The organism is Crassaminicella thermophila (genome assembly GCF_008152325.1).
GTDB classification, from domain to species: Bacteria; Bacillota; Clostridia; order Peptostreptococcales; family Thermotaleaceae; genus Crassaminicella_A; species Crassaminicella_A thermophila.
On record NZ_CP042243.1, the window covers coordinates 1,880,283 to 1,902,906 of the forward strand.

Consider the following 22,624-nt stretch of genomic DNA (forward strand, 5'->3'; position numbering starts at 1 on the left):
TATAAATATCCACCAGCTTAGCTGGTGGTTTTTCCTAAGCCCTATAAGGGCAACTTTCCAGCGTTGTGCCTTAAGGCACGCATAAATTTCGCCAGCCGCATAAAATTCTCTACTTGCTACCCTTAAAAGGGTCTATATACTCTTTCATACTTATTTGATCTGTTGCCATATCCTCATTTTGCTGGCTTTTTATATATTCTTCTATTGCCTTTTTATTTCTTCCTACTGTATCTACATAATATCCTCTACACCAGAAATGTCTATTCCCATATCTATATTTTAAGTTTGCAAACTTTTCAAATATCATTAAACTACTTTTTCCCTTTAAATAACCTACAAAACCTGACACACTCATTTTTGGTGGAATTGAAACTAACATATGTATATGATCAACACATGCATTTGCTTCAATTATTTGAACTCCTTTCCAATCACATAACTGTCTTAATATCTTTCCTATTTCTGCTTTCTTTTTTCCATAAATCTCTTTTCTTCTAAACTTAGGTGAAAAAACTATATGATACTTACAATTCCATTTTGTATGTGATAAACTAGTACTATCCATATAGGATACCTCCTTTGATTTTAGAATTGGCTGGCGAAACCTATTCTATTTTATCAAAAGGAGGTTTTATTTTTCTGCTCATCGCTAAAGCTTTTCAGAACTCACTAGCTTAGCTAGTGGTTTTCTTTATACAATAAAAACCGCCCTAAAACCGGGCGGTTTATACTATTTTCTTGTAGCAGCAACTTCTTCTATACTATCTTTTGAATAATATAGATTTTTATAGATATTTAATATATCCTCTCTTGAAAGTGGTACATAGTTATTTGCAAGTAATCTTTGTTGCTTTTCAAGTACACTATCTGTAAAACTTTCAATTTCTTCTTCTTTCATACCATATTCTTTTAAAGGTTTTTTGCTTAATAATTTATCTAATACATTTTCAATAGCATCATATACATCTTTTTCTTCAACTTTTAAAAGATCTGCTAGGAATGTATTTAATTCTTTAATCTTTCCATCTGGATTGATTCTATTGTAAGTTTTAAATACTTCTGTGAAGAATTGATAGTTTGCTTCTCCATGTGGAACATGATAAGTTCCTCCTAATGGATAAGATAGAGCATGAACAGCTCCTACACCAGTATTTCCAAATGCAATCCCTGCATAATTACTTGCTATTACGAAATCTTCTAAAATTTCTAAACGATAATCTTCACCTTTTTCAATAATATCTAAATATCCTTTTAAAATCATCTCTGTTGCTTTTACACTAATCATTTGTGTAAAATCATTAGCATTTGGTGATACGTAAGATTCAATAGCATGAATTAATGCATCTATTGAACTATATACAAAGAATTTATATGGAAGACCTTTTACAAGTTCTGGAATAAGAACTGCATAATCAGCATATAATTCATCGATTGCCAATCCCATTTTTGTATGTTTTGATTTAATTTCAGCAATAGAAATATTTGTTACTTCACTACCTGTTCCACAAGTTGTAGGTACAATAATTAATTCCTTATCTTTTATAAAATCAATTTTCTTTTCAAACATATCTAATGCATTTTTTCCATCTTTGAATATTAATAATTTTGCAATATCTATAACGCTTCCCCCACCAACTGCAATAATTCTTTTATATTGCTTAGCAGTTACATCTGCTAAAATCTGATCAATCATTTCATCTGATGGCTCACCTACACCATATTTTTCTTGCATTAAAAAGTCTGCACCTAAGTTTAATTCTTTCATAAAAGGATCATAAAGAAATTGATGAGTAAGTACTAAATCTCCTTCTCCAATTTTAAACTCTTCTGCAAATCCTTTAAAATCATCAAATTTATGAATTTGTGTTGGCAACTTAAAAAATTTCATTAGTCTTCCTTCCTTTCTGTGCTTTTATTTATAAATTTACTAAAATTTACAATTAAATCTTTTTTCCCATTCTTCAATAAGCATTGATCTAAAATCTGGATGAGCTATATTTATTAATGCTCTTCCTCTTTCCTTTAGGGTTTTTCCTCTAAGATCAGCAATACCATACTCTGTAACTACATAATGTACATCATTACGTGATGTTGTAACAGCTGAACCCTCATCTAATAATGGTACGATACGAGAAACTTTTCCTTTTGATGCTGTTGATGGAATAGCAATAATAGACTTTCCACCCTTAGCCATACTTACACCGCGAACATAATCAACCTGTCCACCTACACCACTAAACTGTCTTAGGCCTATACTTTCTGAACCTACTTGTCCCATTAAATCAATTTGAATACATGAATTTATAGAAACCATTTTTTCATTTTGCATAATTACACAAGGATTGTTTACATAGTCTACTGGATACAATTCAACAGATGGATTATTATCAACAAAATCATAAAGTCTCTTTGTACCCATTAAGAATGTTACTACCATCTTTCCTTTATGTATGCTTTTTTTACTATTATTAATAACACCTGCTTCTACTAATTCAACAACACCATCAGAAAACATTTCTGAATGAATACCTAAATCCTTTTTATCTTTTAAAAATAAAAGTACTGCATCAGGAATAGCTCCAATACCTAATTGAAGCGTAGAACCATCTTCAATAAGTTTTGCACAATTTTGTCCGATCGCTTTTTCTACATCTCCAATCTTTGGAGGTTGTAACTCTATAATCGGATAAGATGTCTCTACGATATGGTCAATTTCAGATATATGAATAAAAGAATCTCCCATAGTTCTTGGCATTTGATCATTTACTTCTGCAATAACTATTTTCGCACATTCTGCTGCTGGCTTTGTATAATCACAAGAAAGACCGAAACTACAATATCCATGTTCATCAGGACGGCTTAACTGAATCAACGCCACATCTACTGGTAAGTATCCTTCTTTAAATAATCTTGGAACTTCTGTAAAGAAACAAGGAGTATAGTCTGCTCTTGCTTCATTTACTGCTTTACGCGTAGATCCCCCTACAAATAATGCATTATGTCTAAAATGTGGTGCCATTTCTGGTTTTGTATATTCACTCTTACCCATTGCTACCATATGAACAATTTCTACATCTTTATATTGATCTTTATTCTTTACCATTGCATCTACTAATTCTAATGGCTCGCTACATGCATGACCAATAACTACTCTATTTCCAGACTGAATATGTTTTACAGCTTCTTCTGCAGTCGTAAGTTTGGACTTATAAACATCTTGCCAACTCATCCTATCCATCCTTTCTATTACTGAATAATTTTTCTGATTGCATCTATAACTTTTTCATAGTCTCTTTCATCTTTTACAAAAAATATTCCTTGTTTTGTTTGAATGCCTTTATAGTTTGCACAACAATTTGTACAACCTCCTATTATTAAAAGAAAGTCATAGATAAAACCTTCTTTAGCAACTTCAAAAACAAAATCATTTCCTAATTCTTTTTTTACTCTATCCACAAACTTACCCCGTTCATATCGTGGATTACATCCCCCACAATATTTCACGCCTACTTTCAAAGTATCTCTCCTTACTTATCTTTTTTCAGTATTTTCTTAGCCATATCAATAAGTTCTTGGCTTACCTCACTAACTAAAGCTACTTCTTTTACTTCCGGAATCTCTTCTTGTAAGTCTGTAAGTACTATATCTTCAAGGGTAAATCTAGCAGACGGACAACCGCTACAAGCACCTAAAAGTTTTACCTCTACAACACCATCTTCTACTTTTACAAGCTCAATATCTCCAAAATGCATAGCTAACTTAGGTCTTATCTTTTTCTGAATTACTTCATTTACCTTGTCAAACATATAATCACTCCATTACAAGGTTGGGGTGGATTTTTCCACCCCTCCTATACTGTAAAAATTTATTATTTTGTAGTTGCTGCTTCTCTTTTTGCAATAGATTCTTCATCTATTCCAACTATTTTTCTTGCTAATTCCTTCTTATGCTCAATATTACCTTGTCTTGCAATCATAATTCTTTGAGCTTGTGGAGAACCAGCTCCATGCATTGACTCTGTTCTGTATCCAACTGCTGCTGCTCCTAATGTCATATTTTCAATTAGTCTTAATACTCTCATTCTATGCTCTGTTGGAACAGCATTTACTCCTTTGAAGTATTTTTCACATACTGGTCCAATTACTGGATGCTTGAAATCTTTTTCTGATGGCATTGTTACCATAAGTCCACCTGCAATATCTTCTGCAAGTCTTGTGATTTCATATGGGAATCTTGTTACATTTTGCTTACATACATTTGCAAGTAATAAGTCAATTTGATAGTTTCCAGCTTCTGTTGGATATCCTTCTGCTGAACATGCGATACCACAGCAGTATAGAGTTTCATTTAAATGAGTCATTTCGATTAATTTATCTTTAATGTGAGAAGCTTTTGCTGCACCGTTAAATTCTGCTGCTAATGCTGCTGCACCTATAAGAACGTCACCAACACCTACTTTACATCCACCATAACTTTGACGATGATATCCTGCAAATCTTTCTACTAGCATTCCTGCAAATTCTACTTCTCCATTTAAGAAAATTCTATCATTTGGTACAAATACATCATCAAATACAACTAATGCTTCTTGTCCTCCAAAATTTTTGTTTCCTAAATCTATATCTGCACCTTCTTCTAATTTTCTTGTATCACAAGATTGTCTTCCGTAAATCATATATAATCCTTCAGCATCTGATGGTACTGCAAAGGATATAGCATAAGCTTCGTCTCCTTCTCTCATAGCTATTGTTGGCATTATTAGATGCTCATGAGAGTTTACTGCTCCTGTTTGATGAGCTTTTGCTCCTCTTACAACAATACCATCTTCTCTTCTTTCTACTACATGTAAGAAAAGATCTGGATCTTCTTGCTTACTTGGAGCTAATCCTCTATTTCCTTTAGGGTCTGTCATTGCACCATCTACTACTAAGTCATTTTTTTGTACATACTCTAAAAACTTTTTAAAGTTTTCATGATAATTTGTTCCATGTGCTTTATCTATTTCATAAGTTGTACTATATACAGCATTGAAAGCATCCATACCAACACATCTTTGGAAACAAGATGCTGTTTTTTGTCCAAGAAGTCTTAGCATTTTTACTTTCTTTCTTAAATCATCTGTACTTTGATGTAGATGTGTAAAACGGTTTACTTTTTCTCCTGTTAAGTTTGATGTTGCTAACATTAGATCTTCATATTGCGGATCTTGTGCTAACTCATAAGTCATCGCTACAGAATTGATAGATGGTCTAATAATTGGATGATCTACAAAGTTTTCAATTAGTTCTCCAAACATATAAACCTTTATATTCAATTTTCTTAAACTATCAAGATACTGCTCTTTTGTCATTAATGCCATTTACATCATCTCCCCTTTTAATTTCGTTATTATTTTAACAAATTTTTCATTTTTTGTACATATATTTTTTATCTTTTCATTAAACTTAACACTCTTGATTCTGTTGCAATATCCATGCCAATTTAAAATCAATTTCTTATAAATAAACATTCATTGATCTTTTATTGAAATTACTTGCTTTCAAAGCGATTCTTATAATCATACTTTTTATGGTATACATAATAAAAAAACACTTCGTTGCAATAATGCAACATAATTGTTTTAATTTTTTTTAGAAAAATCTATACTTTACTATTCAAAGGTGTTTTGACATACATTCTTTTTGTTGCTTTTTTGCAACGATGTTGTATTTTTGCATCGTTTATTTCTTAAATCTTTTTCTATAAAAACTATGTGCACAATACAACGCTCCTATCGGATTATGTGCTAATACCCTATCTTTGACTACTAATGCAGTAGCAGGAGCTTTTACATACTTAAAGAACAAAGAATCATGACCTACACAAAGCCCTAATGCAATATTAAACTCTGTTTCTTCCTTATTTAATAACATTGCTTGTCCGATAGGATTACAGCTAATTTCCAATCTATCTTTTCTATCTTCATCATTCAATATTAATTCATTTTTATCTATACTTCCATTTTTGCAAATCACTGACGAAACCTCAAACCCATTATCTTTAAGAATTTTTACAAATGTCTTCGCCTCTTTTTTTAATCCTATACAAAACGCTACACCTATTTTTTTATATCCCATAATTTTACAAAATTCAATAGTTTCTTCAATCCGTGATAATTGACCACGTCCTTTATTCTCTAATTGCATTGTTCCATCTATGAATTTTTTTATATTTTCTTTTTCATACTCTTCTCTTGCTTCTGCACAAACTCCCTCTTCCCTTATAGGACAGTTTTTTGGTGCATCTTCATATTCTCCTTTTCTACACCCTATAACTTCACAACTATCACATGTAAACATATTAATAAGAATCCTCCTTTATATAAAATAAACAATATTCATTAATACTTTAACACAAAGTAAGTTTATGGTATATATCAACTTCATACTATAAAAATAAATATAAAGACACTTAAATTAAAATTATGCAGATATCTTATAAAAGACAATCTGCATAATCTTTTCTTAACTATGCTGCTTTTTCTTCTTCTCCGAAAATATATACATCATACTCTGGCTTGTTACCTAGATTAATTAGTAAACAAAGAATAATACCTGTTGCAAGCCCCCATGCAGCACCACGAGTAGCAAGTACAGCACCCATTACACCAGCAATACCTAAATCATTAAAAGTACGTGCTTTCATAACACCAACACGAACAGAAACATATCCTTGAATTAGCATAGTTGATGCAAGAGCAATTCCTAGTATTGGTTTGCAAAGGGTAACAATAGGAAGAAGCAAATAACCAGTAAGGGTACCAAATCTAAAGGATCCTGCTCCACCATGGATTGAGTCCATTGCTTTCCTACCATGTTTATAACGTTCACATATAACAACTTGCATTGCTGCCCAAAGAGGACCACACATTGTTAAATCAGGTCCAATAATAGACATTAAAAGGTTTCTTAATCCAAATACTAAGTGAGATCTGTTAGGATTATAATCAATATGTTCATCCGGACGAACTCTTTGAGCATCTTCAAGCAATGCTTGTGCTTGAATCATATCTCCAAATAAAACAATGTAAGCAGATAAAACCATTGGTAAACTTTCAATAAACATACTCATTGGTGGAAATCCTACCCCAAAAAATGTCCAATCCTTCCACAACGTTGCAAATGCTGGTTTTGTAATACCCCATTCCACTTGCGGCCATGGTGTCTCCCCTACTAAAGGTCCTACAATGATTGCAATAACAACAATTGGTAAAATACCTAAGTTTGCAATAACCTTTAAAATTGAATGATTATTTCTGATACTCTTAAAATGGTTTGAAAACAATAAATAAAATCCTAATCCAATACAAATAATAATAGATTTTGGAAATGTATCAAATCTAGCACCTTCCTTAAAAATAACCATTACTGCTGCAAAGCCTGCACCTAATATAATCCCTGATTGCATTGCATTTGGTATAATAGAAACGATTTTTTTACCAAGTCCCGTAATACCTAAGATGATTGCTAGAATACCCAAAGTCATTTCAAATGCAATTAAAGCCTGCATCCTCTCATGTCCCATTTCATATTGACTAACATGAATCATCAAAAGTGGAATAGCAGGAGTTACCCATCCAGGTACAACCGGATCTCCTAAAAAAACATGGGCACAATACAGAATTCCATTCAATAATACAATTGCCATGGCTACTTCGAATGGCATTCCCAAATATTCTTGAAGCATAGGAATAGCACCAAGACATACAGCACACATTAATAATCCTTGAATATAATCTGCCCATTCAAATCGATAATGAATAAAAGGAATACGTATTTTAAATGGTCCTACTGACATATACGGCTGTTCTTTTCCAAATTCTCTGTTCATTGCCATAATTTCTCCTCCTTCTTTCTTAAAACATATGTACTTTTATATAGATATATGAAACAGTTTTAAAATTATACTCTTTATATCATCTCCCGTTTTTAAGAATCTGTGTAATAATTTTACATATGCCCCATTTTTATGTATAGCAAGATTTATACCATTTTTTCCATTTTAACCCATAAATTTATTTTTTATTGTATTTCTATGAGCCTTCTATTTATGTAGCATTATTTTCATTTTAAATCAAAAACTCTGTTGCTATAATGCAACAGAGTTTTTTTAATTTTCACATCTGTTTATTTCATTTTCTTGTTTTTTCATACTTTATTTATTTTTTACGCCTCATTTGCAGCAATGCAACAAAATTGCAATTTTGCAACTACTTTAATTGTTATATTTCTTTCTTTTCCGAACAAAAGTAGATGCATCAATCCCTAATACCTTTGCAGCGCTTCGTACATTTCCGTACTTTTCAAAGGCTTTATCTATTAATTCCTTTTCTAATTTTGCTACAGCATCCCTTAGTGGTAAAATTTCACTTGTGTCAGTTAAACTTTCATTAACATTTTTGCAAAAAATATTTTTAGGCAATTCTTCAGAAGTAATCTTTTCTTGATTACTCATAATAAATACCCGCTCTACAATATTTTTTACTTCTCGCACATTTCCTGGCCAATCATACTCATATAAACACTCTAATGCATCTTTGCTAAACTCTTTATTCCATCCATATTTTCGATTCAAACCTGAAAGAAAGTAGCGAATAAGCGGAATAATATCTCCCCTTCTTTCCCTCAGAGGAAGAATATTTATAGGTACAACATTTAATCGATAATAAAGATCTTCTCGAAAACGCTTTTCCTTTACCATCTCTTCTAAATTTCTATTTGTAGCAGCCAAAATGCGCACATCAATTTTGATAGGCATAGTTCCTCCTACTCGTTTAACTTCCTGTTCTTGTAAAACTCGAAGAAGTTTAACTTGCATATCTAAAGATAATTCTCCTACCTCATCCAAAAATAACGTTCCTCCATCAGCAACTTCAAACAGCCCTACTTTCCCTTCTTTATTAGCTCCTGTAAAAGCACCTTTTTCATATCCAAATAATTCAGATTCAATTAGGTTTTCTGGAATAGCTCCACAATTTATTTTAATAAATTGATTTTTCTTTCTGTTACTGTTCTTATGAATAAATTTAGCCACTTCTTCTTTCCCAACACCAGTTTCTCCTAATAATAATACTGTTGTATCAACCTTTGCAACTCTTTTTGCAAGCCTCATTGTCTGAAGCATTTTCTCATCTTCAGCAACAATATGCAAAGTATTCAAAAGCTGTAATCTCATTTCTTCTATTTCTGAGTAATACTTTTGTGCTAATTCTTTATTTTTTTCTAATTGCTCCTTCAGTTTAGCAAGTTCAGTAATATCTCTTACATTCGTTACCACCATACTAATTTTTCCATTCTCATCAAAAATAGGTGTACTCGTAACAAGTGCATTTTTTCCAGTACGAAATTTTTGATGAATCGTAGTAGTCTTTCCAGTTTTTAACACTCTCAAAGTAGCAGACTCAGAAATGTAACCCTTTTTTTCCAAATCACACATATTACTTCCTAACATTTCTTCTCTTTTAACTCCAGTAATTCTTTCATAGGCTTTATTAATCCTTAAAGTATTTGCTTCTCCATCCGTAAGATAAATACCATCATAGGAAGATTCAATAACTGCATCAAGTTTTCTTGAAAGCCTTTGTACAGTATTTAGTTCATCTATAATACTTGGCAAATCCGAACTATCCTTAAATACAATAACTCCAGCAAAAATTTCTTTATCCTTATACAAAGCAATACGATCACATATTAGCTGTTTATCTTTAAACTGAATTTTTTCATTGTATTGGCTTATTCCAGTCTTAATTACCTCATGCAATTTCAATTCTGGCAAAACATCTTCTATTTTTAAATTTATAATATTTTTATCTAAATTTAATATTCTGCCAGCTGAAGGATTACATCTCTTAATAACCCCTTTTTTATCAATAGTAATCACACCATTGTTAGTAGAATTTAAAATAGCTTTCATTTCACAAGATTCTTTAATTTCTCTAGCAAGCAGTCTTCTAGATAAATCCGTACGCGTAAGTATTCCTACCAAGTTTCCTTTTGCATCTACAACAGGCAATCTTCCCACATTAAGATTCCAAGCATCTTTAATATCAGCATCTTCATCAATGGTTATTATTCTTTTAGAAGAAATTTCATCAATTGAAGTATTAGGAGAAATCTTGTTAATAAATGCTTTTATTAAATCATTTTTTGTTATAATCCCTACTAACTCACCATATTGATCAAGTACAGGAGCACCATCAATATGCTTATTAATAAAAAGCTTTGCAACATCCTCAAAGGTATCCTTTTCTGATAACACAATAGGATCTTTTGTCATTAAATCCTTAACTTTCAATGAATTCCCTCCATGTTTACTTTTTTAATCATTCATTTTATACAAACATTATATATAACAAAACAAAAAAATCCTAGCAAAAACTAGGATTTTTAAAAATTATGTAATTTTCACTGGAGGCGGCACCCAGATTCGAACTGGGGAATAAAGGTTTTGCAGACCTCTGCCTTACCACTTGGCTATGCCGCCAGACTTGGAGCGGAAGACGGGATTTGAACCCGCGACCCTCGCCTTGGCAAGGCGATGCTCTACCACTGAGCCACTTCCGCACTAAATGGTGCCCAGAGGCGGAATCGAACCACCGACACGGGGATTTTCAGTCCCCTGCTCTACCGACTGAGCTATCTGGGCAAATTGGCGACCCGGAAGGGACTCGAACCCTCGACCTCCAGCGTGACAGGCTGGCATTCTAACCAACTGAACTACCGGGCCAAATTAAATGGTGGGCGCAATAGGGATCGAACCTATGACCCCCTGCTTGTAAGGCAGGTGCTCTCCCAGCTGAGCTATGCGCCCTTAATTTTCCTTACCGACAAAGATTATTATACACATTAACTTATACTCTGTCAAGAAAAAATAAGATTTTTATATCTATTTATCATTAAAGAACACTGTAGTTATAAAACTACAGTGCTTCTTTATAAAGCTTTTGCAAATGTTCTTTATCAAAATGATATTTTTTATTACAAAAATGACATGTAAGTTCAGCTTCTCCATCTTCTTCAATTATTTCCTTTAGATCTTTTGCTCCAATACTAATCAACGCTCTTTCAAGTTTTTCAACTGAACAGTCACACACAAAATTTACTTCCTTTTTATCCAGTATCTCAACATCAAATCCTTCTAAAACATTTCTTAAAATTTCTTCCCCATCTTTTGTTTTTTCCATAATTTGAGTAACAGGTAAAAGATTATTTAATCTTTCTTCAAGTTTTGTAATAACATTCTCATCAGCATCTGGTAAAACTTGAATAATAAAACCTCCAGCAGCTGCTACACTATAATCTCTATCAACAAGTACGCCTAAAGCTACTGCTGAAGGCTGCTGTTCAGAGTAAGCAAAATACGCTGTAAAATCCTCTGCTATTTCTCCAGATACTAAATCATGTTGTCCAATATAAGGTTCTTTTAAACCTAAATCTTTTATTACAATTATTTTCCCCTTACCTATAGCACCACCAACATCTAGTTTTCCATTGTCTTTTAAAGGCAATTCAACATAAGGGTTTGATACATATCCTTTTACATTTCCTTTAGAATCTGATACAGCTAAAACTTGCTTTAGAGGTCCATCCCCTTTTATTTGTACTGACAGCTTATCTTTTTCACCCTTTAGCATCAATCCCATCATTGCAGTTCCTGTAAGAGTCCTTCCTAAAGCAGCAGTTGCAACAGGTGTTGTATTATGTATTTTTCTTGCTTCCTCTACTAATTCTGTTGTAACGGCTAAAAAAACTCTTAGATTTTTATCCGCAGCCATTGCACGAATGACATAATTTTTCATTGTATCTTCCTCCTATCTTTCTAACTATATCTATTATACGTGTAAATTCATATTTGTAAACATAATAAAAGCCCCGATTACCATCAGGGCTTTTAAATGCTACACGTTCATTAAAGATTTTATTGCACTTCTATATAAAAGTTTTTATTAAGCTTTAGTAACGTTTGTAGCTTGAGGTCCTTTTTCTCCTTGAACTACTTCAAATTCAACAGCTTGACCTTCTTCTAAAGTTTTGTAACCTTCCATGTTGATTGCTGAGAAATGTACGAAAACATCGTCTCCATTTTCTCTTGAAATAAATCCATAACCTTTTTCTGAGTTAAACCATTTTACAGTACCTTTTTCCATTAAAACAAGCCTCCTAACAAATTTCATGCGTAAGTATTTTACGCTTCAATTTAAGTTTATCACAGCTATTTTGTCGTGTCAATCATAATAAATTAATAAATTTTCAATTATTTCTGACATACAAAATAGATGCGTTCACTTTCTTCTTTAGGGTCAGAAAATGTAAATGCTTCAAATATCTCTATTTTTTGAAATCCTATTTTTTTTAGTTGTTCTAATACTTCCTTTTCTTTATATGCACGTTGTCTATGTGCTTCTTCATATTTCCTATAAAGCTTTCCTTCTTTCATAAAAATTGTCAGATCAAAATCACAAATGCTTTTGTTTTCATCAAAATAATTTTCCCATATATATGATACATCTTCATAGTTTTCTGCATAAGTATTATTTCCAAGTATATTCGATAGTTTATAATAGGAACTAATATCAAAAATAAATAAACCCTTTTCCTTTAAATGACTATAAACTAACCCAAATACTCTTACTAAATCATCTTCATCAACAATGTAATTTATACCATCACAAATACATAAAATAACATCTAACTCACTAGGCAAGACTAAGTCTCTCATATCATGATTTAAATAGATTACCTCAACCCCTATATTTCTTGCTTTTTCTTGAGCAACAAAAAGCATATCTTCTGAAATATCAACCCCAATAAGATTATACCCTTTCTTCGCTAAATTATTCGTAATATTTCCAGTACCACAAGCTAATTCAGCTATATTCTTAGGTTTTGCCCCGTATCTTTCAAATATTTTCTCAATGTATTCTACCCATTTATCATAATCTACATCTTTCATAAGCTTATCATATACATAAGCAAAAGCACTATAGCTTTCCATTTCACATCTCCTTTGCATTTTTATATATTTATATTATATAAGTTTATTTCAATAAGAAAAGAAAAAGAGATAGATTTTTCTATCCCTCAACTTTCTTTGCATTCTTTAATTGTTTTTTTCTTACCGTAATTAATCCACCAATTCTACCAGTTTCTTTTGCAGTAAGCCCTCCCCATCCTAACTGCTCTACTTTTTCCAATAATCCTAACTCTTTCGCAATTTCATATTTCCAAACATCCTCAATAGTTTCTATCTTTTTCTTTTTATTTTTTTCACTGTTTTTCTTTGACATTTATACCCCTCCCCTATTAAGTATTATTGGTAAGGGGTAACTTTTTTATACATCTATAATAGATTTAAAATATTTTCCTTTAATTCATTAAATTTTTCACTAACAAAAGTCCTATTATCTCTTGGTCTTTCAATATCTACACAAACAACTTCTTTCACCTTTGCAGGTCTCTCTGAAAGAATATAAATTTTATCAGAGAGAAATATAGCCTCATCAATATCATGGGTAATAAAAAGTATGGAAGACTTAAGATTTTCCAATACACTAAGTAGCCAATGCTGCATATTTCTCTTAGTTATCGCATCCAACCCTCCAAAAGGTTCATCCAGTAACATAATATCATTAGAAAATAAATATGTTCTTAAAAGAGCTGCTCTCTGTCTCATTCCTCCAGAGAGCTGAGATGGATAATGATTTTCAAATCCTTCTAATCCAAATAAATCAAAATATTTTTTCGCTTTATCCCCTGCATCTTTTTTTGTGTACCCTTTTAAAATAAGAGGAATGCATACATTTTCTATGATTGTTTTCCATGGAAGTAGCAAATCCTTTTGGTGCATATAGCTTACTCTTCCTGTTTTTCCTATATAATTTTTTCCTTCTATGATTATTTTTCCTTCATCAGGTTTTATCAGTCCAGAAATAATATTAAATAAAGTGCTCTTTCCACTTCCACTAGGACCTAAAATACTAACAAATTGGTTTTCTTCTAAATAAAGAGAGATATCTTCTAGTGTCTTGAGATTTCCAAAATACTTTTTTACATTTAATACCTCTATCTTCTTCATATTATTTCTTTGGTAAAAACTCATTTGTAAATGCTTCTTTAACCTCTAGTTTGTTTTCTAGAAGATTTTTCTCTTTCATCCAATTTGCAAAATTACTCCATATTTCTTCTTTCATTTCTCCCCATCTTGATGCATCAGCCTGATACTCTTTTGCTAAATATTTTTGACTTGCAATAACCATTTTCTCATCTAATTCAGGTACATTTTTTAATAAATCTTTTGCTGCATCCTCAGGATGATTAATAGCATACATATATCCTTTTGTTGTTGCTTTTAAAAATTTCCTTACTAACTCAGGCTTCTCATCTAATAATTTTTCATTTGCAATAATTACTGGTGTATAATAATCTAAATTAGGATCAACATCTTGCAATTTTATAAAATTTAGTGGAAAATTCTTTAATTCTGCTGCTACACCATCCCATCCATAATAAATCCACGAAAAATCTACATCCTTTTGTACACTCGTAAAAAAGTCTACTGCACCAATGTTTACCATTTCTAATTTTGAAAAATCTGCTCCTTCTTTTTCCATTAGAGCTTTTAACATAGCCTCTTCCATAGGCGAACCCCATCCACCGTATTTTTTTCCTTCAAAATCCTTTGGTGTTTTAATATTCTTATTTGCTGGAGAAGCAAATCCAGATGTATTATGCTGTATAATCGCAGCAATAGCTTTAATAGGCAATGGATTTTCTGCTGTTCTTGCATAAGTTACCTGCTCCTGATAACTTATTCCAAACTCCCCTTGTCCAGCAGCTATTAAATCTGCACTGCCCCCTTCTGTAGGCTGTATTATCTCAACATCTAATCCTTCATCCTCATAGTATCCTTTCTCTTTTGCAACATATAAACCTGTATGATTAGTATTTGGCACCCAATCTAAAATAACTGTTATTTTTTTATTTTCTTTTGCCTCTTGAACTTCTTTTTTGGTACATCCTACACCATTTACTATTAACAATGCTAAAACTAAAAAAGCTATAAAATATCTTTTCATTATAAAATTTCCTCCTCATAATCTTTATTTAAGTATCTACTCCAAGGCATACATTTCTTCTCTAGAATATTGATAAGTTTTAACAGAATAATACTTAATAATGTTATAACAATAATTGTAGCGAAAACTTTATCAATAGCAAAAGAATGCCGTACTCTTATCATATAAACACCTAACCCTTTCTTTCCTCCCATCCACTCTCCTATAATAGCTCCCATAATACTATAAGTACCTGAAATTTTAAGCCCTGAAAAAAAATTAGGCATAACTGCAGGAAACTTTACCATTTTGTATATTTGCAGCTTACTAGCACCCATGCTTTTAAGGAGGCCAAGAAGTTCATCATCTACAGAAGCTAAGCCTTCTAGTAAGCTAACAGTTATAGGAAAGAAGCAAACTAACACTACTACAACAATTTTAGGCAGATATCCATACCCAAACCACATAGCAAACAATGGAGCTAGAGTAATAATTGGTATTGTTTGAGAAGTAATAATAATTGGATAAAGAGCCTTTTTAAAAACCATAATTCCATCCATCATTACTGCTATAATTATAGATAAGAGTATTGCCATAATAAAGCCTAAAAATGCCTCATATAATGTAATTATCAAATGCTGCAGCATATCTGGAAATATTTTGATAAGAGTGTATAAAACCTTTGTAGGAGCTGGTAGTATATAAGCAGGTACCATTCCACCCCTAACAATTAATTCCCAAAATATAAAAATAAACCCAATAAAAATGACAGAGACTTTACTTTTTTCTATATTTTGCAATTTTTTCATCCATCGTCACGCCCTCTGGCTTATAATCAATCTTTATAACAGACATTACTCTTGTTGCACCTTCTTTTATACATATTTCTTGAGCTTTTTTTACAATCTCTAACAAACCATCTAAGTCTCCTTCTATGGTTGTTTCCATAGGCCCAACTTCATATTTATATCCAGATGCATCAATTAATTTTATTACTTCATCTACTACTGGATATATTCTTTCGTCAGGTACTCTTGGCAATACCTGTAAGCTTAAATTAACATGTGCCATAACAGTTCCTCCTATTCAATAAAAAACCCTTTATCTTAACTGGATAAAGGGCATAATAATTTAATATATTTCCCTCCGCTGGCATTATCCAGTTCAGGTTATGGGTCGGAACAAAGAAGCTCCCTCTCAGCCGATTTCCTTCAGCTCCCCTTTTTACTAATGCATAATAGAATTTAGTTGTAAATAAACCACATATATAAATATAATACCCGTTAGAAGTATAGGTGTAAATACAAATAAGGACATTTTTTTTATTTTTTCTATATTTTCCACTTCCATATATCTTCTTTTTTTTGTATCTTTAATAATTATTCTTAACAAAAGATAAGCACCTACTCCTGTAATTGTAGCAATAAATCCTACAAAAACAGTAGCCATAATTAACTGCAGTGTATTTGGCATATTAGTGGAAATATCTTGTTTTGGCAATTTTCGGTTGATTAAATTAATTAAAAAACCTAATGTTACTGCTACCCCATTATTAGTCATATGTCCAATAATCCCTGCAAATAATGAATCTGTTCGATATACTAAATAGCCGAAAATAAGGCCTAGAATCACAGGTCCTAAAAAATTTTGAATATTAAAATGAAATAAACCAAATAAAAAAGAAGAAATAACAATAGCATTTATCTGTCCCATTCTTTCATAACTACGCAGTATGAGTCCTCTAAAAAAAAATTCTTCACAAATCCCTGCAGACATAGAAATAATAATCATCAAAACGAAATATTCAGATATATTCTTTGCAGTAGGAATAGGTGGTGGCTCAATATTTCCTAAGGTGCTTATAAAAGTCATAATCACAAGGTTAAAAAATAAAGCTATCGGATAACTAAGAATTGTAATGCCAATAATCAATAATCCATGCTTTAACTTTAATTTATTAAGCCTAAAAACCCTTTTAAAATTATCACCTTTTAGTCTAACATAGATCAAGGGTGGCAATAATATAAGGATGTATTCTGTAATAATTAGTCCACTCTCTACATCTTTATGCTGTACATAATACCCAATAGTTAATAGCAAAATAGCTGTAATAAGATATAATATATTTGCTCCTAAGATCCCTACTTCTTTTCTATTTTCCAAATCATCCACTCCTTATAGCTTTTTATCTAATCCATTTATTTGTCTTAATAAATTTAAATATACCTGTACTCCCGTTAAAAGTATCTCTTCATTAAAAGTAAATTTATTATTATGAAGCGGATATATACATTCTTTTTCCTCGTTTCTAACACCAAGAAAGAAAAAAAGTCCAGGAATTTTTCTTTGAAAATAAGAAAAATCTTCAGAGATCATCTGTGGCTCCATATTCACAACATTTTCCTTTCCAACAGCTTTTATAAGTTTCTCTACTAGATTTTTATCATTTATAACTGCAGGATACATGTCTCTAAATATAACCTCTATCTTGCAATTATGTACAATTTCAATTCCCTTTGCTATCTTTATCATTCTTTCTTTTATTGTTTCATACGTTTCTTCGTTAAAAGCTCTTAATGTCCCCTCTAAAGTAACATCTCCTGCTATAATATTCCTTCTTTCTCCTCCATACATTTTTCCTATTGTAAGCACTGCTCCTTCAACAGGATTAATATTTCTACTTATTATTGTTTGATAAGTAGAAATAAGATCAGCAGCAATAACAATTGAATCCTTTGCCTTTTGCGGAATAGCCCCATGTCCACTTTGTCCATTAATGATTATATCAAATTCACCTGTTTGCGCCATCATAGGCCCTTCTTTACATCCAATCTTTCCTTCCTCTACTTCTGGATACACATGCAACCCAACGATATTATCAATTTGAAATTTTTCAATAACACCTTCTTCAATCATTGGCTTTGCTCCTCCGGGGCCTTCTTCTGCTGGCTGAAATAAAAATACAATATTGTCTCTTAATTTTTCTGCATGTAAAGATAAAAACTTAGCAAGTCCTAACACAATAGCCATATGTCCATCATGCCCACAAGCATGCATCATTCCTTTATGTTTCGATGCATAAGAAAGATTTGTTTTCTCCTCTACACTAAGAGCATCCATATCTGCTCGAAAAGCAATAGTTCTGTCTCCAATATTTCCTTTTAAGTATCCTATAACCCCAGTTTTGGCTACATCCTTATATACCTTTATTCCATACTCCTGAAGTTTTTCTATTATAAAAGCATTTGTTTTTTCTTCTTTAAATCCAACTTCAGGAATCTGATGCAACACTCTTCTTACCTTAATGATTTCTTCTCTGATATCTAATATTTCTTTCTCAATATAAATCATTTTTACTCCCCTCATCTCTAATAAAATTACCTATAAAGTATTGTATCCTTTTTTTTATTATTAGAAAAGTAAAAATTTTTAGTTGACACGCCTTAAAAGTTATGTTACGATACGTTAAAATAAATATTTAAATATTAGCGTTGTGTTTTAGAGGTTGCGATGAACAATGAGTATTTTAGAATAGGCTAAGGGAGCTGTTATGTCTAGAAGAAAGGTGTCATCGCCGAAGCATATTTCCCCTCCCTTGGGATTTACTGCTGGTATTATGTTGAATAAGCATAATACTGTCATTGATAGGTTGCCCAGTCTATCAATGGTGCGCTATTTCACACGGGGTGAAAGTTGTATTCTTTATGCGTTTTCTACGGCAAAGAGCTTCTTTTACTCTTTTGCCGTTTTTTTATTTATAGAAAACAACTCTTACCTTTTGTTACTTACGTGAAATATCTCACCATATAAAGAATCATTCAATAACAGCATAACCTTTTACAATACTAAATCCTCTAAAACTTTTAAAAATATTACAGAAAACAATTTACAAATATTTCAAAATAGTATATCATATATGTAACCATTTTTTTATAAATATATTATAATAATATTAGCAGAAGTTAATCATATAAATTTCAAACACAGGAGGCAGATATTTTGATTACTGAAGCTCGTAGAAAAAAAATAATTGAGCTAGTAGAAAGAGAAGGTATTGTAAATCTTCACCAATTAACAGAAACTTTTAATGTTTCTATCTACACAATAAGAAGAGATCTTACAGCCTTAGAGAAAAATGGCCTTCTCAAAAAAACTCACGGAGGTGCTGTAAGAGTAGAAAAATCAAAATGGATCCCATCAATAGAAGAAGGAAAAACAGAAGCACTAAACGAGAAAAAAAAGATTGCTATAAAAGCAGCTCAATTCGTTGATGATGGTGATACAATCATGCTTATGGGAAGTATGATCAGTTTGCTTATGATTCCAATAATAAAAGATAAAAATATTACAGTCGTTACCAATTCCTTAGATGTAGCAAAAGAACTCTCTCAAATTCCTAATATAGAAACAATAGTCATTGGCGGTCGAATCAAAAACTATAAAGGAAATATACTAGGTTCTAGAGCTATTAATGATTTAAAAAATTACCATTTCGATAAAGCTTTTATTCCATGTGCTGGTATTAAAGAAGATACAGGAATTAGCACTTCAACAATCGACAGCAGTGATTTTTTAAAAGCTGTTATTGATTCTAGCCGAAAAAATATTGTAATAGCAGACTATAGAAAAATTGGGAGAATTACTTTTGCAAATGTATGTCAGCTTGATAAAATCCATGTACTCATTACGGATGATAAAGCTGATAAAGAAGCTTTAAATAAAATTGAAAAGAAAGGAATCTATATAGAAATTGGTAATGCTTTATTATAATTTTATAAATATCATACATTTTAGGAGGTAATAACATGAGAAAAGTAAATATTGCAATAGTAGGTGCTACAGGAATGGTTGGAAGAACTTTTTTAAAGGTATTAGAAGAAAGAGATTTTCCATTTGAGAATCTTTATGTATTTGCTTCTGCCAAATCAGCTGGCCAAAAGGTGTCTTGTAAAGGAAAAGAATTTATTGTTGAAGAACTAACAGAAAATGTTTTTGACAGAGATATTGACATAGCTTTATTCTCTGCTGGAGGAGAAATTAGTAAAAAATTTGCACCTATTGCTGCTTCAAAAGGCGTTATTGTAGTAGACAACAGCAGCGCTTGGAGAATGGATAAGGATATTCCTTTGGTTGTTCCAGAAGTAAATCCAGAAGATATAAAATGGCATAAAGGAATTATCGCTAATCCTAATTGCTCTACTATACAAGCAGTTGTAGCATTAAAACCTCTACATGATCATTATAAAATAAAAAGAATTGTATACTCTACTTATCAAGCTGTATCTGGATCAGGAGTAAAAGGTGTAGCCGATTTAGAAGAAGGATTAAAAGGCAATGATATTAAAACTGCTTATCCACATCCTATCGCTGGTAATTGCTTGCCTCATATTGATGTATTTTTAGAAAATGGTTATACAAAAGAAGAAATGAAAATGATTAATGAAACTAAAAAGATTTTAAATGATTATGACTTAAAAATTACAGCAACTACTGTAAGAGTACCTGTAAAAGATTGTCATAGTGAATCTATTAACATAGAGTTTGAAAAACCTTTTGAATTAGATCAAGTAAGAAATATATTAAAAAATGCTCCTGGTATAATCGTTGAAGATGATGTCTCTAACAATGTATATCCATTAGCTAGGAATGCAGCTGGCACAGATGAAGTTTATGTAGGAAGAATCAGAAGAGATCTTAGTGTAGAAAATGGATTGAACTTATGGGTAGTAGCAGATAATATTAGAAAAGGAGCTGCAACAAATACAGTTCAAATCGCTGAATTATTAGTTCCTACTTTGGAAGAATAAACATAAAATAATTATTATCTTTTAAATTTTATGAAAGGATGGTTTTTTATGAATTTATTTACCGGTTCTGGTGTTGCAATCGTTACTCCTTTTAAAGATGGAACAGTAAATTTTAAAAAATTAGAAGAAATGCTTAACTGGCATGTTGAACAAGGAACAGATGCCATTGTAATTTGTGGTACTACCGGAGAAGCTTCTACAATGACAGATGAAGAACAAAAGGAAACCATTAAATTTACTATAGAAAAAATCAATGGACGAATACCAGTAATTGCTGGAACAGGAAGTAACTGTACAGCTCATGCAATAGAAATGAGCCAATATGCAGAAAAAGTAGGTGCTGACGCTGTATTAGTCATTACTCCTTACTATAATAAAGCAACTCAAAGAGGATTAATCGCACACTTTTCTGCTATAGCAGAATCAGTAAAAATCCCTATTATTGTATACAACGTTCCTGGTAGAACTGGTGTAAATATACTCCCTTCTACATTAGCAGAATTAGCAGAAAAATACTCAAATATAAAAGGTGTAAAAGAAGCAAGTGGTAATATTTCTCAAGTTGCTGAAATTGCTCGCCTTATGCCAAATGATTTTTATATATACTCTGGTAATGACGACATGATTGTACCATTGATGTCATTAGGAGGTTCTGGTGTTATTTCTGTAGTAGCTAATATCGCTCCAAAAGATACACACGATATTGTACAAAAATTCATTGACGGAGACGTAAAAGAAGCTTGTAAGCTTCAACTTCGTATGAAACCATTAATTGATGCATTATTCATTGAAGTAAATCCTATTCCAGTAAAAACTGCTATGAATCTTATGAATTTTGAAGTAGGAGAACTAAGGCTACCTCTTGTAGATATGGCTGATAATAATTTGAAAGTATTAAAAAAGAGAATGGAAGAATATGGTCTAATAAAATAGGGGGTATTTTCTTAAATGAAAGTAATCATAAGTGGATGTAATGGAAAAATGGGTAGAGTTTTAGTCAGATTAATTGCTAATGAAAAAGAAATGGAAATAGTAGCAGGAATTGATAAACATAAAGATAAATTTGAAAATACATTCCCTGTATATGAAAAAGCTTGTGAATGCAAGGAAAAAGCAGATGTTTTAATTGATTTTTCTCATCATAGTGCATTTTCTGATATACTAAAATATTGTTTAGATACAAAAACGCCTTTGGTTATGGCTACAACAGGATTAACAGGAGAAAATCTTAGAAGCCTTATGAAAGCTTCTAATGAAATCCCAATATTCCAGACAGGAAATTATTCCCTTGGTGTAAATGTAATTACAAACCTAGCTAAGAAAGCTGCAGCATCTCTTGGAGATGACTTTGACATAGAAATAATCGAAAAACATCACAATCAAAAAGTTGATTCTCCTAGTGGTACAGCTTACCTAATAGCTAATGGTATCAATGAAGCATTTGAAACTAAAAAAGAATTTGTATACGGAAGATATGGTAAATCTGATAAAAGAACATCTACCGAAATTGGTATACATGCCATTCGTGGCGGTACCATAATTGGAGAACACACTGTTATATTTGCAGGTCCTGATGAAATTATAGAAATCAAACACACTGCTCTTTCAAAAGATATATTCGGTTTAGGTGCAATAAAAGCTTCTAAATTCTTGATAAAACAAAAAAATGGTTTCTATAATATGAATGATATGCTAAAATAATTGAAATGATATTAGTAAAACGAAA

At 31.6% G+C, this 22,624-nt stretch carries 23 protein-coding genes, 5 tRNA genes and 2 riboswitches; of the genes, 4 read left to right on the forward strand and 24 right to left on the reverse strand.

The features are described 5' to 3' along the window. Window positions 1-109: 109 nt before the first annotated feature. The 24 genes from tnpA to FQB35_RS09430 form a co-directional block, all read right to left on the reverse strand. A complete protein-coding gene (gene tnpA, locus FQB35_RS09315; protein ID WP_148808708.1) occupies window positions 110-565 on the reverse strand; it encodes an IS200/IS605 family transposase in 456 nt (151 codons plus the stop codon). A 165-nt stretch (window positions 566-730) separates the two neighbouring features. Next, on the reverse strand, window positions 731-1,888 hold the full coding sequence (locus tag FQB35_RS09320) for a 4-hydroxybutyrate dehydrogenase (RefSeq protein WP_148809663.1): 1,158 nt from the start codon (window positions 1,886-1,888) through the stop codon (window positions 731-733). A gap of 39 nt (window positions 1,889-1,927) precedes the next feature. Next, window positions 1,928-3,229, reverse strand: coding sequence for an acetyl-CoA hydrolase/transferase family protein (locus tag FQB35_RS09325; RefSeq protein WP_148809664.1), 1,302 nt, complete (start codon window positions 3,227-3,229; stop codon window positions 1,928-1,930). A gap of 17 nt (window positions 3,230-3,246) precedes the next feature. Next, window positions 3,247-3,456 carry a hypothetical protein gene (locus FQB35_RS09330; RefSeq protein WP_148809665.1) on the reverse strand — a complete coding sequence of 70 codons (210 nt, stop codon included), beginning with the start codon at window positions 3,454-3,456 and terminating at the stop codon, window positions 3,247-3,249. A gap of 71 nt (window positions 3,457-3,527) precedes the next feature. Further along, the gene (locus FQB35_RS09335; protein ID WP_148809666.1) at window positions 3,528-3,806 is read right to left on the reverse strand and encodes a NifU family protein; all 279 of its coding nucleotides are present in this window, start codon (window positions 3,804-3,806) and stop codon (window positions 3,528-3,530) included. 62 nt (window positions 3,807-3,868) lie between these two features. Beyond that, a complete protein-coding gene (locus tag FQB35_RS09340; RefSeq protein ID WP_148809667.1) occupies window positions 3,869-5,359 on the reverse strand; it encodes a 4-hydroxyphenylacetate 3-hydroxylase family protein in 1,491 nt (496 codons plus the stop codon). Window positions 5,360-5,720: 361 nt separating this feature from the next. Beyond that, a complete protein-coding gene (locus FQB35_RS09345; RefSeq protein WP_148809668.1) occupies window positions 5,721-6,338 on the reverse strand; it encodes a DUF1847 domain-containing protein in 618 nt (205 codons plus the stop codon). A 169-nt stretch (window positions 6,339-6,507) separates the two neighbouring features. Further along, window positions 6,508-7,875 carry a permease family protein gene (locus tag FQB35_RS09350; RefSeq protein ID WP_148809669.1) on the reverse strand — a complete coding sequence of 456 codons (1,368 nt, stop codon included), beginning with the start codon at window positions 7,873-7,875 and terminating at the stop codon, window positions 6,508-6,510. Window positions 7,876-8,253: 378 nt separating this feature from the next. Continuing rightward, complete coding sequence (locus FQB35_RS09355; RefSeq protein ID WP_207707282.1) at window positions 8,254-10,332, reverse strand: sigma 54-interacting transcriptional regulator; 2,079 nt, start codon at window positions 10,330-10,332, stop codon at window positions 8,254-8,256. A 114-nt stretch (window positions 10,333-10,446) separates the two neighbouring features. Then, window positions 10,447-10,521 (reverse strand) — tRNA-Cys (locus FQB35_RS09360). A gap of 5 nt (window positions 10,522-10,526) precedes the next feature. After that, window positions 10,527-10,601: transfer RNA gene (locus FQB35_RS09365), tRNA-Gly, on the reverse strand. A 6-nt stretch (window positions 10,602-10,607) separates the two neighbouring features. Further along, window positions 10,608-10,683: transfer RNA gene (locus FQB35_RS09370), tRNA-Phe, on the reverse strand. Between the two features lie 4 nt (window positions 10,684-10,687). Continuing rightward, window positions 10,688-10,764: transfer RNA gene (locus tag FQB35_RS09375), tRNA-Asp, on the reverse strand. 8 nt (window positions 10,765-10,772) lie between these two features. Further along, window positions 10,773-10,848, reverse strand: a tRNA-Val gene (locus FQB35_RS09380). A gap of 109 nt (window positions 10,849-10,957) precedes the next feature. Beyond that, window positions 10,958-11,836 carry an Hsp33 family molecular chaperone HslO gene (gene hslO, locus FQB35_RS09385; protein WP_148809670.1) on the reverse strand — a complete coding sequence of 293 codons (879 nt, stop codon included), beginning with the start codon at window positions 11,834-11,836 and terminating at the stop codon, window positions 10,958-10,960. A gap of 147 nt (window positions 11,837-11,983) precedes the next feature. Further along, the gene (locus FQB35_RS09390; protein ID WP_148809671.1) at window positions 11,984-12,184 is read right to left on the reverse strand and encodes a cold-shock protein; all 201 of its coding nucleotides are present in this window, start codon (window positions 12,182-12,184) and stop codon (window positions 11,984-11,986) included. 107 nt (window positions 12,185-12,291) lie between these two features. Further along, window positions 12,292-13,032, reverse strand: coding sequence for a class I SAM-dependent DNA methyltransferase (locus FQB35_RS09395; RefSeq protein ID WP_148809672.1), 741 nt, complete (start codon window positions 13,030-13,032; stop codon window positions 12,292-12,294). 79 nt (window positions 13,033-13,111) lie between these two features. After that, window positions 13,112-13,324 carry a small, acid-soluble spore protein, alpha/beta type gene (locus FQB35_RS09400; protein ID WP_148809673.1) on the reverse strand — a complete coding sequence of 71 codons (213 nt, stop codon included), beginning with the start codon at window positions 13,322-13,324 and terminating at the stop codon, window positions 13,112-13,114. 53 nt (window positions 13,325-13,377) lie between these two features. Beyond that, the gene (locus FQB35_RS09405) at window positions 13,378-14,136 is read right to left on the reverse strand and encodes an ABC transporter ATP-binding protein (RefSeq protein ID WP_148809674.1); all 759 of its coding nucleotides are present in this window, start codon (window positions 14,134-14,136) and stop codon (window positions 13,378-13,380) included. Beyond that, entirely contained in the window at window positions 14,114-15,112 is a 999-nt protein-coding gene (locus FQB35_RS09410; RefSeq protein ID WP_148809675.1) for an ABC transporter substrate-binding protein, read from the reverse strand. The genes FQB35_RS09405 and FQB35_RS09410 overlap by 23 nt, the downstream gene beginning before the upstream one ends. Further along, window positions 15,112-15,900 carry an ABC transporter permease gene (locus tag FQB35_RS09415; protein WP_148809676.1) on the reverse strand — a complete coding sequence of 263 codons (789 nt, stop codon included), beginning with the start codon at window positions 15,898-15,900 and terminating at the stop codon, window positions 15,112-15,114. Before FQB35_RS09415 ends, FQB35_RS09410 begins: the two co-directional genes overlap by 1 nt. Further along, window positions 15,869-16,162, reverse strand: coding sequence for a thiamine-binding protein (locus tag FQB35_RS09420; RefSeq protein ID WP_148809677.1), 294 nt, complete (start codon window positions 16,160-16,162; stop codon window positions 15,869-15,871). The genes FQB35_RS09415 and FQB35_RS09420 overlap by 32 nt, the downstream gene beginning before the upstream one ends. A 52-nt stretch (window positions 16,163-16,214) precedes the next feature. Continuing rightward, a riboswitch (TPP riboswitch) is annotated at window positions 16,215-16,323 on the reverse strand. Further along, window positions 16,319-17,254 carry a type II CAAX endopeptidase family protein gene (locus FQB35_RS09425; RefSeq protein WP_148809678.1) on the reverse strand — a complete coding sequence of 312 codons (936 nt, stop codon included), beginning with the start codon at window positions 17,252-17,254 and terminating at the stop codon, window positions 16,319-16,321. (Overlaps the previous riboswitch by 5 nt.) Window positions 17,255-17,266: 12 nt before the next feature. Then, window positions 17,267-18,442: a M20 metallopeptidase family protein gene (locus FQB35_RS09430; protein ID WP_148809679.1), complete on the reverse strand. Its 1,176-nt coding sequence runs from the start codon at window positions 18,440-18,442 to the stop codon at window positions 17,267-17,269. 140 nt (window positions 18,443-18,582) lie between these two features. Then, a riboswitch (Lysine riboswitch) is annotated at window positions 18,583-18,774 on the forward strand. A 316-nt stretch (window positions 18,775-19,090) separates the two neighbouring features. On the opposite strand from FQB35_RS09430, the gene FQB35_RS09435 reads away from it, so the two are divergent. Genes FQB35_RS09435 through dapB form a run of 4 tightly spaced genes read left to right on the forward strand, consistent with a single transcriptional unit; the run spans window position 19,091 to window position 22,599 of the window. Further along, window positions 19,091-19,861: a DeoR/GlpR family DNA-binding transcription regulator gene (locus tag FQB35_RS09435; RefSeq protein WP_148809680.1), complete on the forward strand. Its 771-nt coding sequence runs from the start codon at window positions 19,091-19,093 to the stop codon at window positions 19,859-19,861. Between the two features lie 35 nt (window positions 19,862-19,896). Next, window positions 19,897-20,898, forward strand: a complete 1,002-nt coding sequence (locus tag FQB35_RS09440; RefSeq protein WP_148809681.1) for an aspartate-semialdehyde dehydrogenase — start codon at window positions 19,897-19,899, stop codon at window positions 20,896-20,898. 48 nt (window positions 20,899-20,946) lie between these two features. Continuing rightward, on the forward strand, window positions 20,947-21,831 hold the full coding sequence (gene dapA / locus FQB35_RS09445; protein ID WP_148809682.1) for a 4-hydroxy-tetrahydrodipicolinate synthase: 885 nt from the start codon (window positions 20,947-20,949) through the stop codon (window positions 21,829-21,831). Window positions 21,832-21,846: 15 nt separating this feature from the next. Continuing rightward, window positions 21,847-22,599, forward strand: coding sequence for a 4-hydroxy-tetrahydrodipicolinate reductase (gene dapB / locus FQB35_RS09450; RefSeq protein ID WP_148809683.1), 753 nt, complete (start codon window positions 21,847-21,849; stop codon window positions 22,597-22,599). Window positions 22,600-22,624 lie beyond the last annotated feature (25 nt).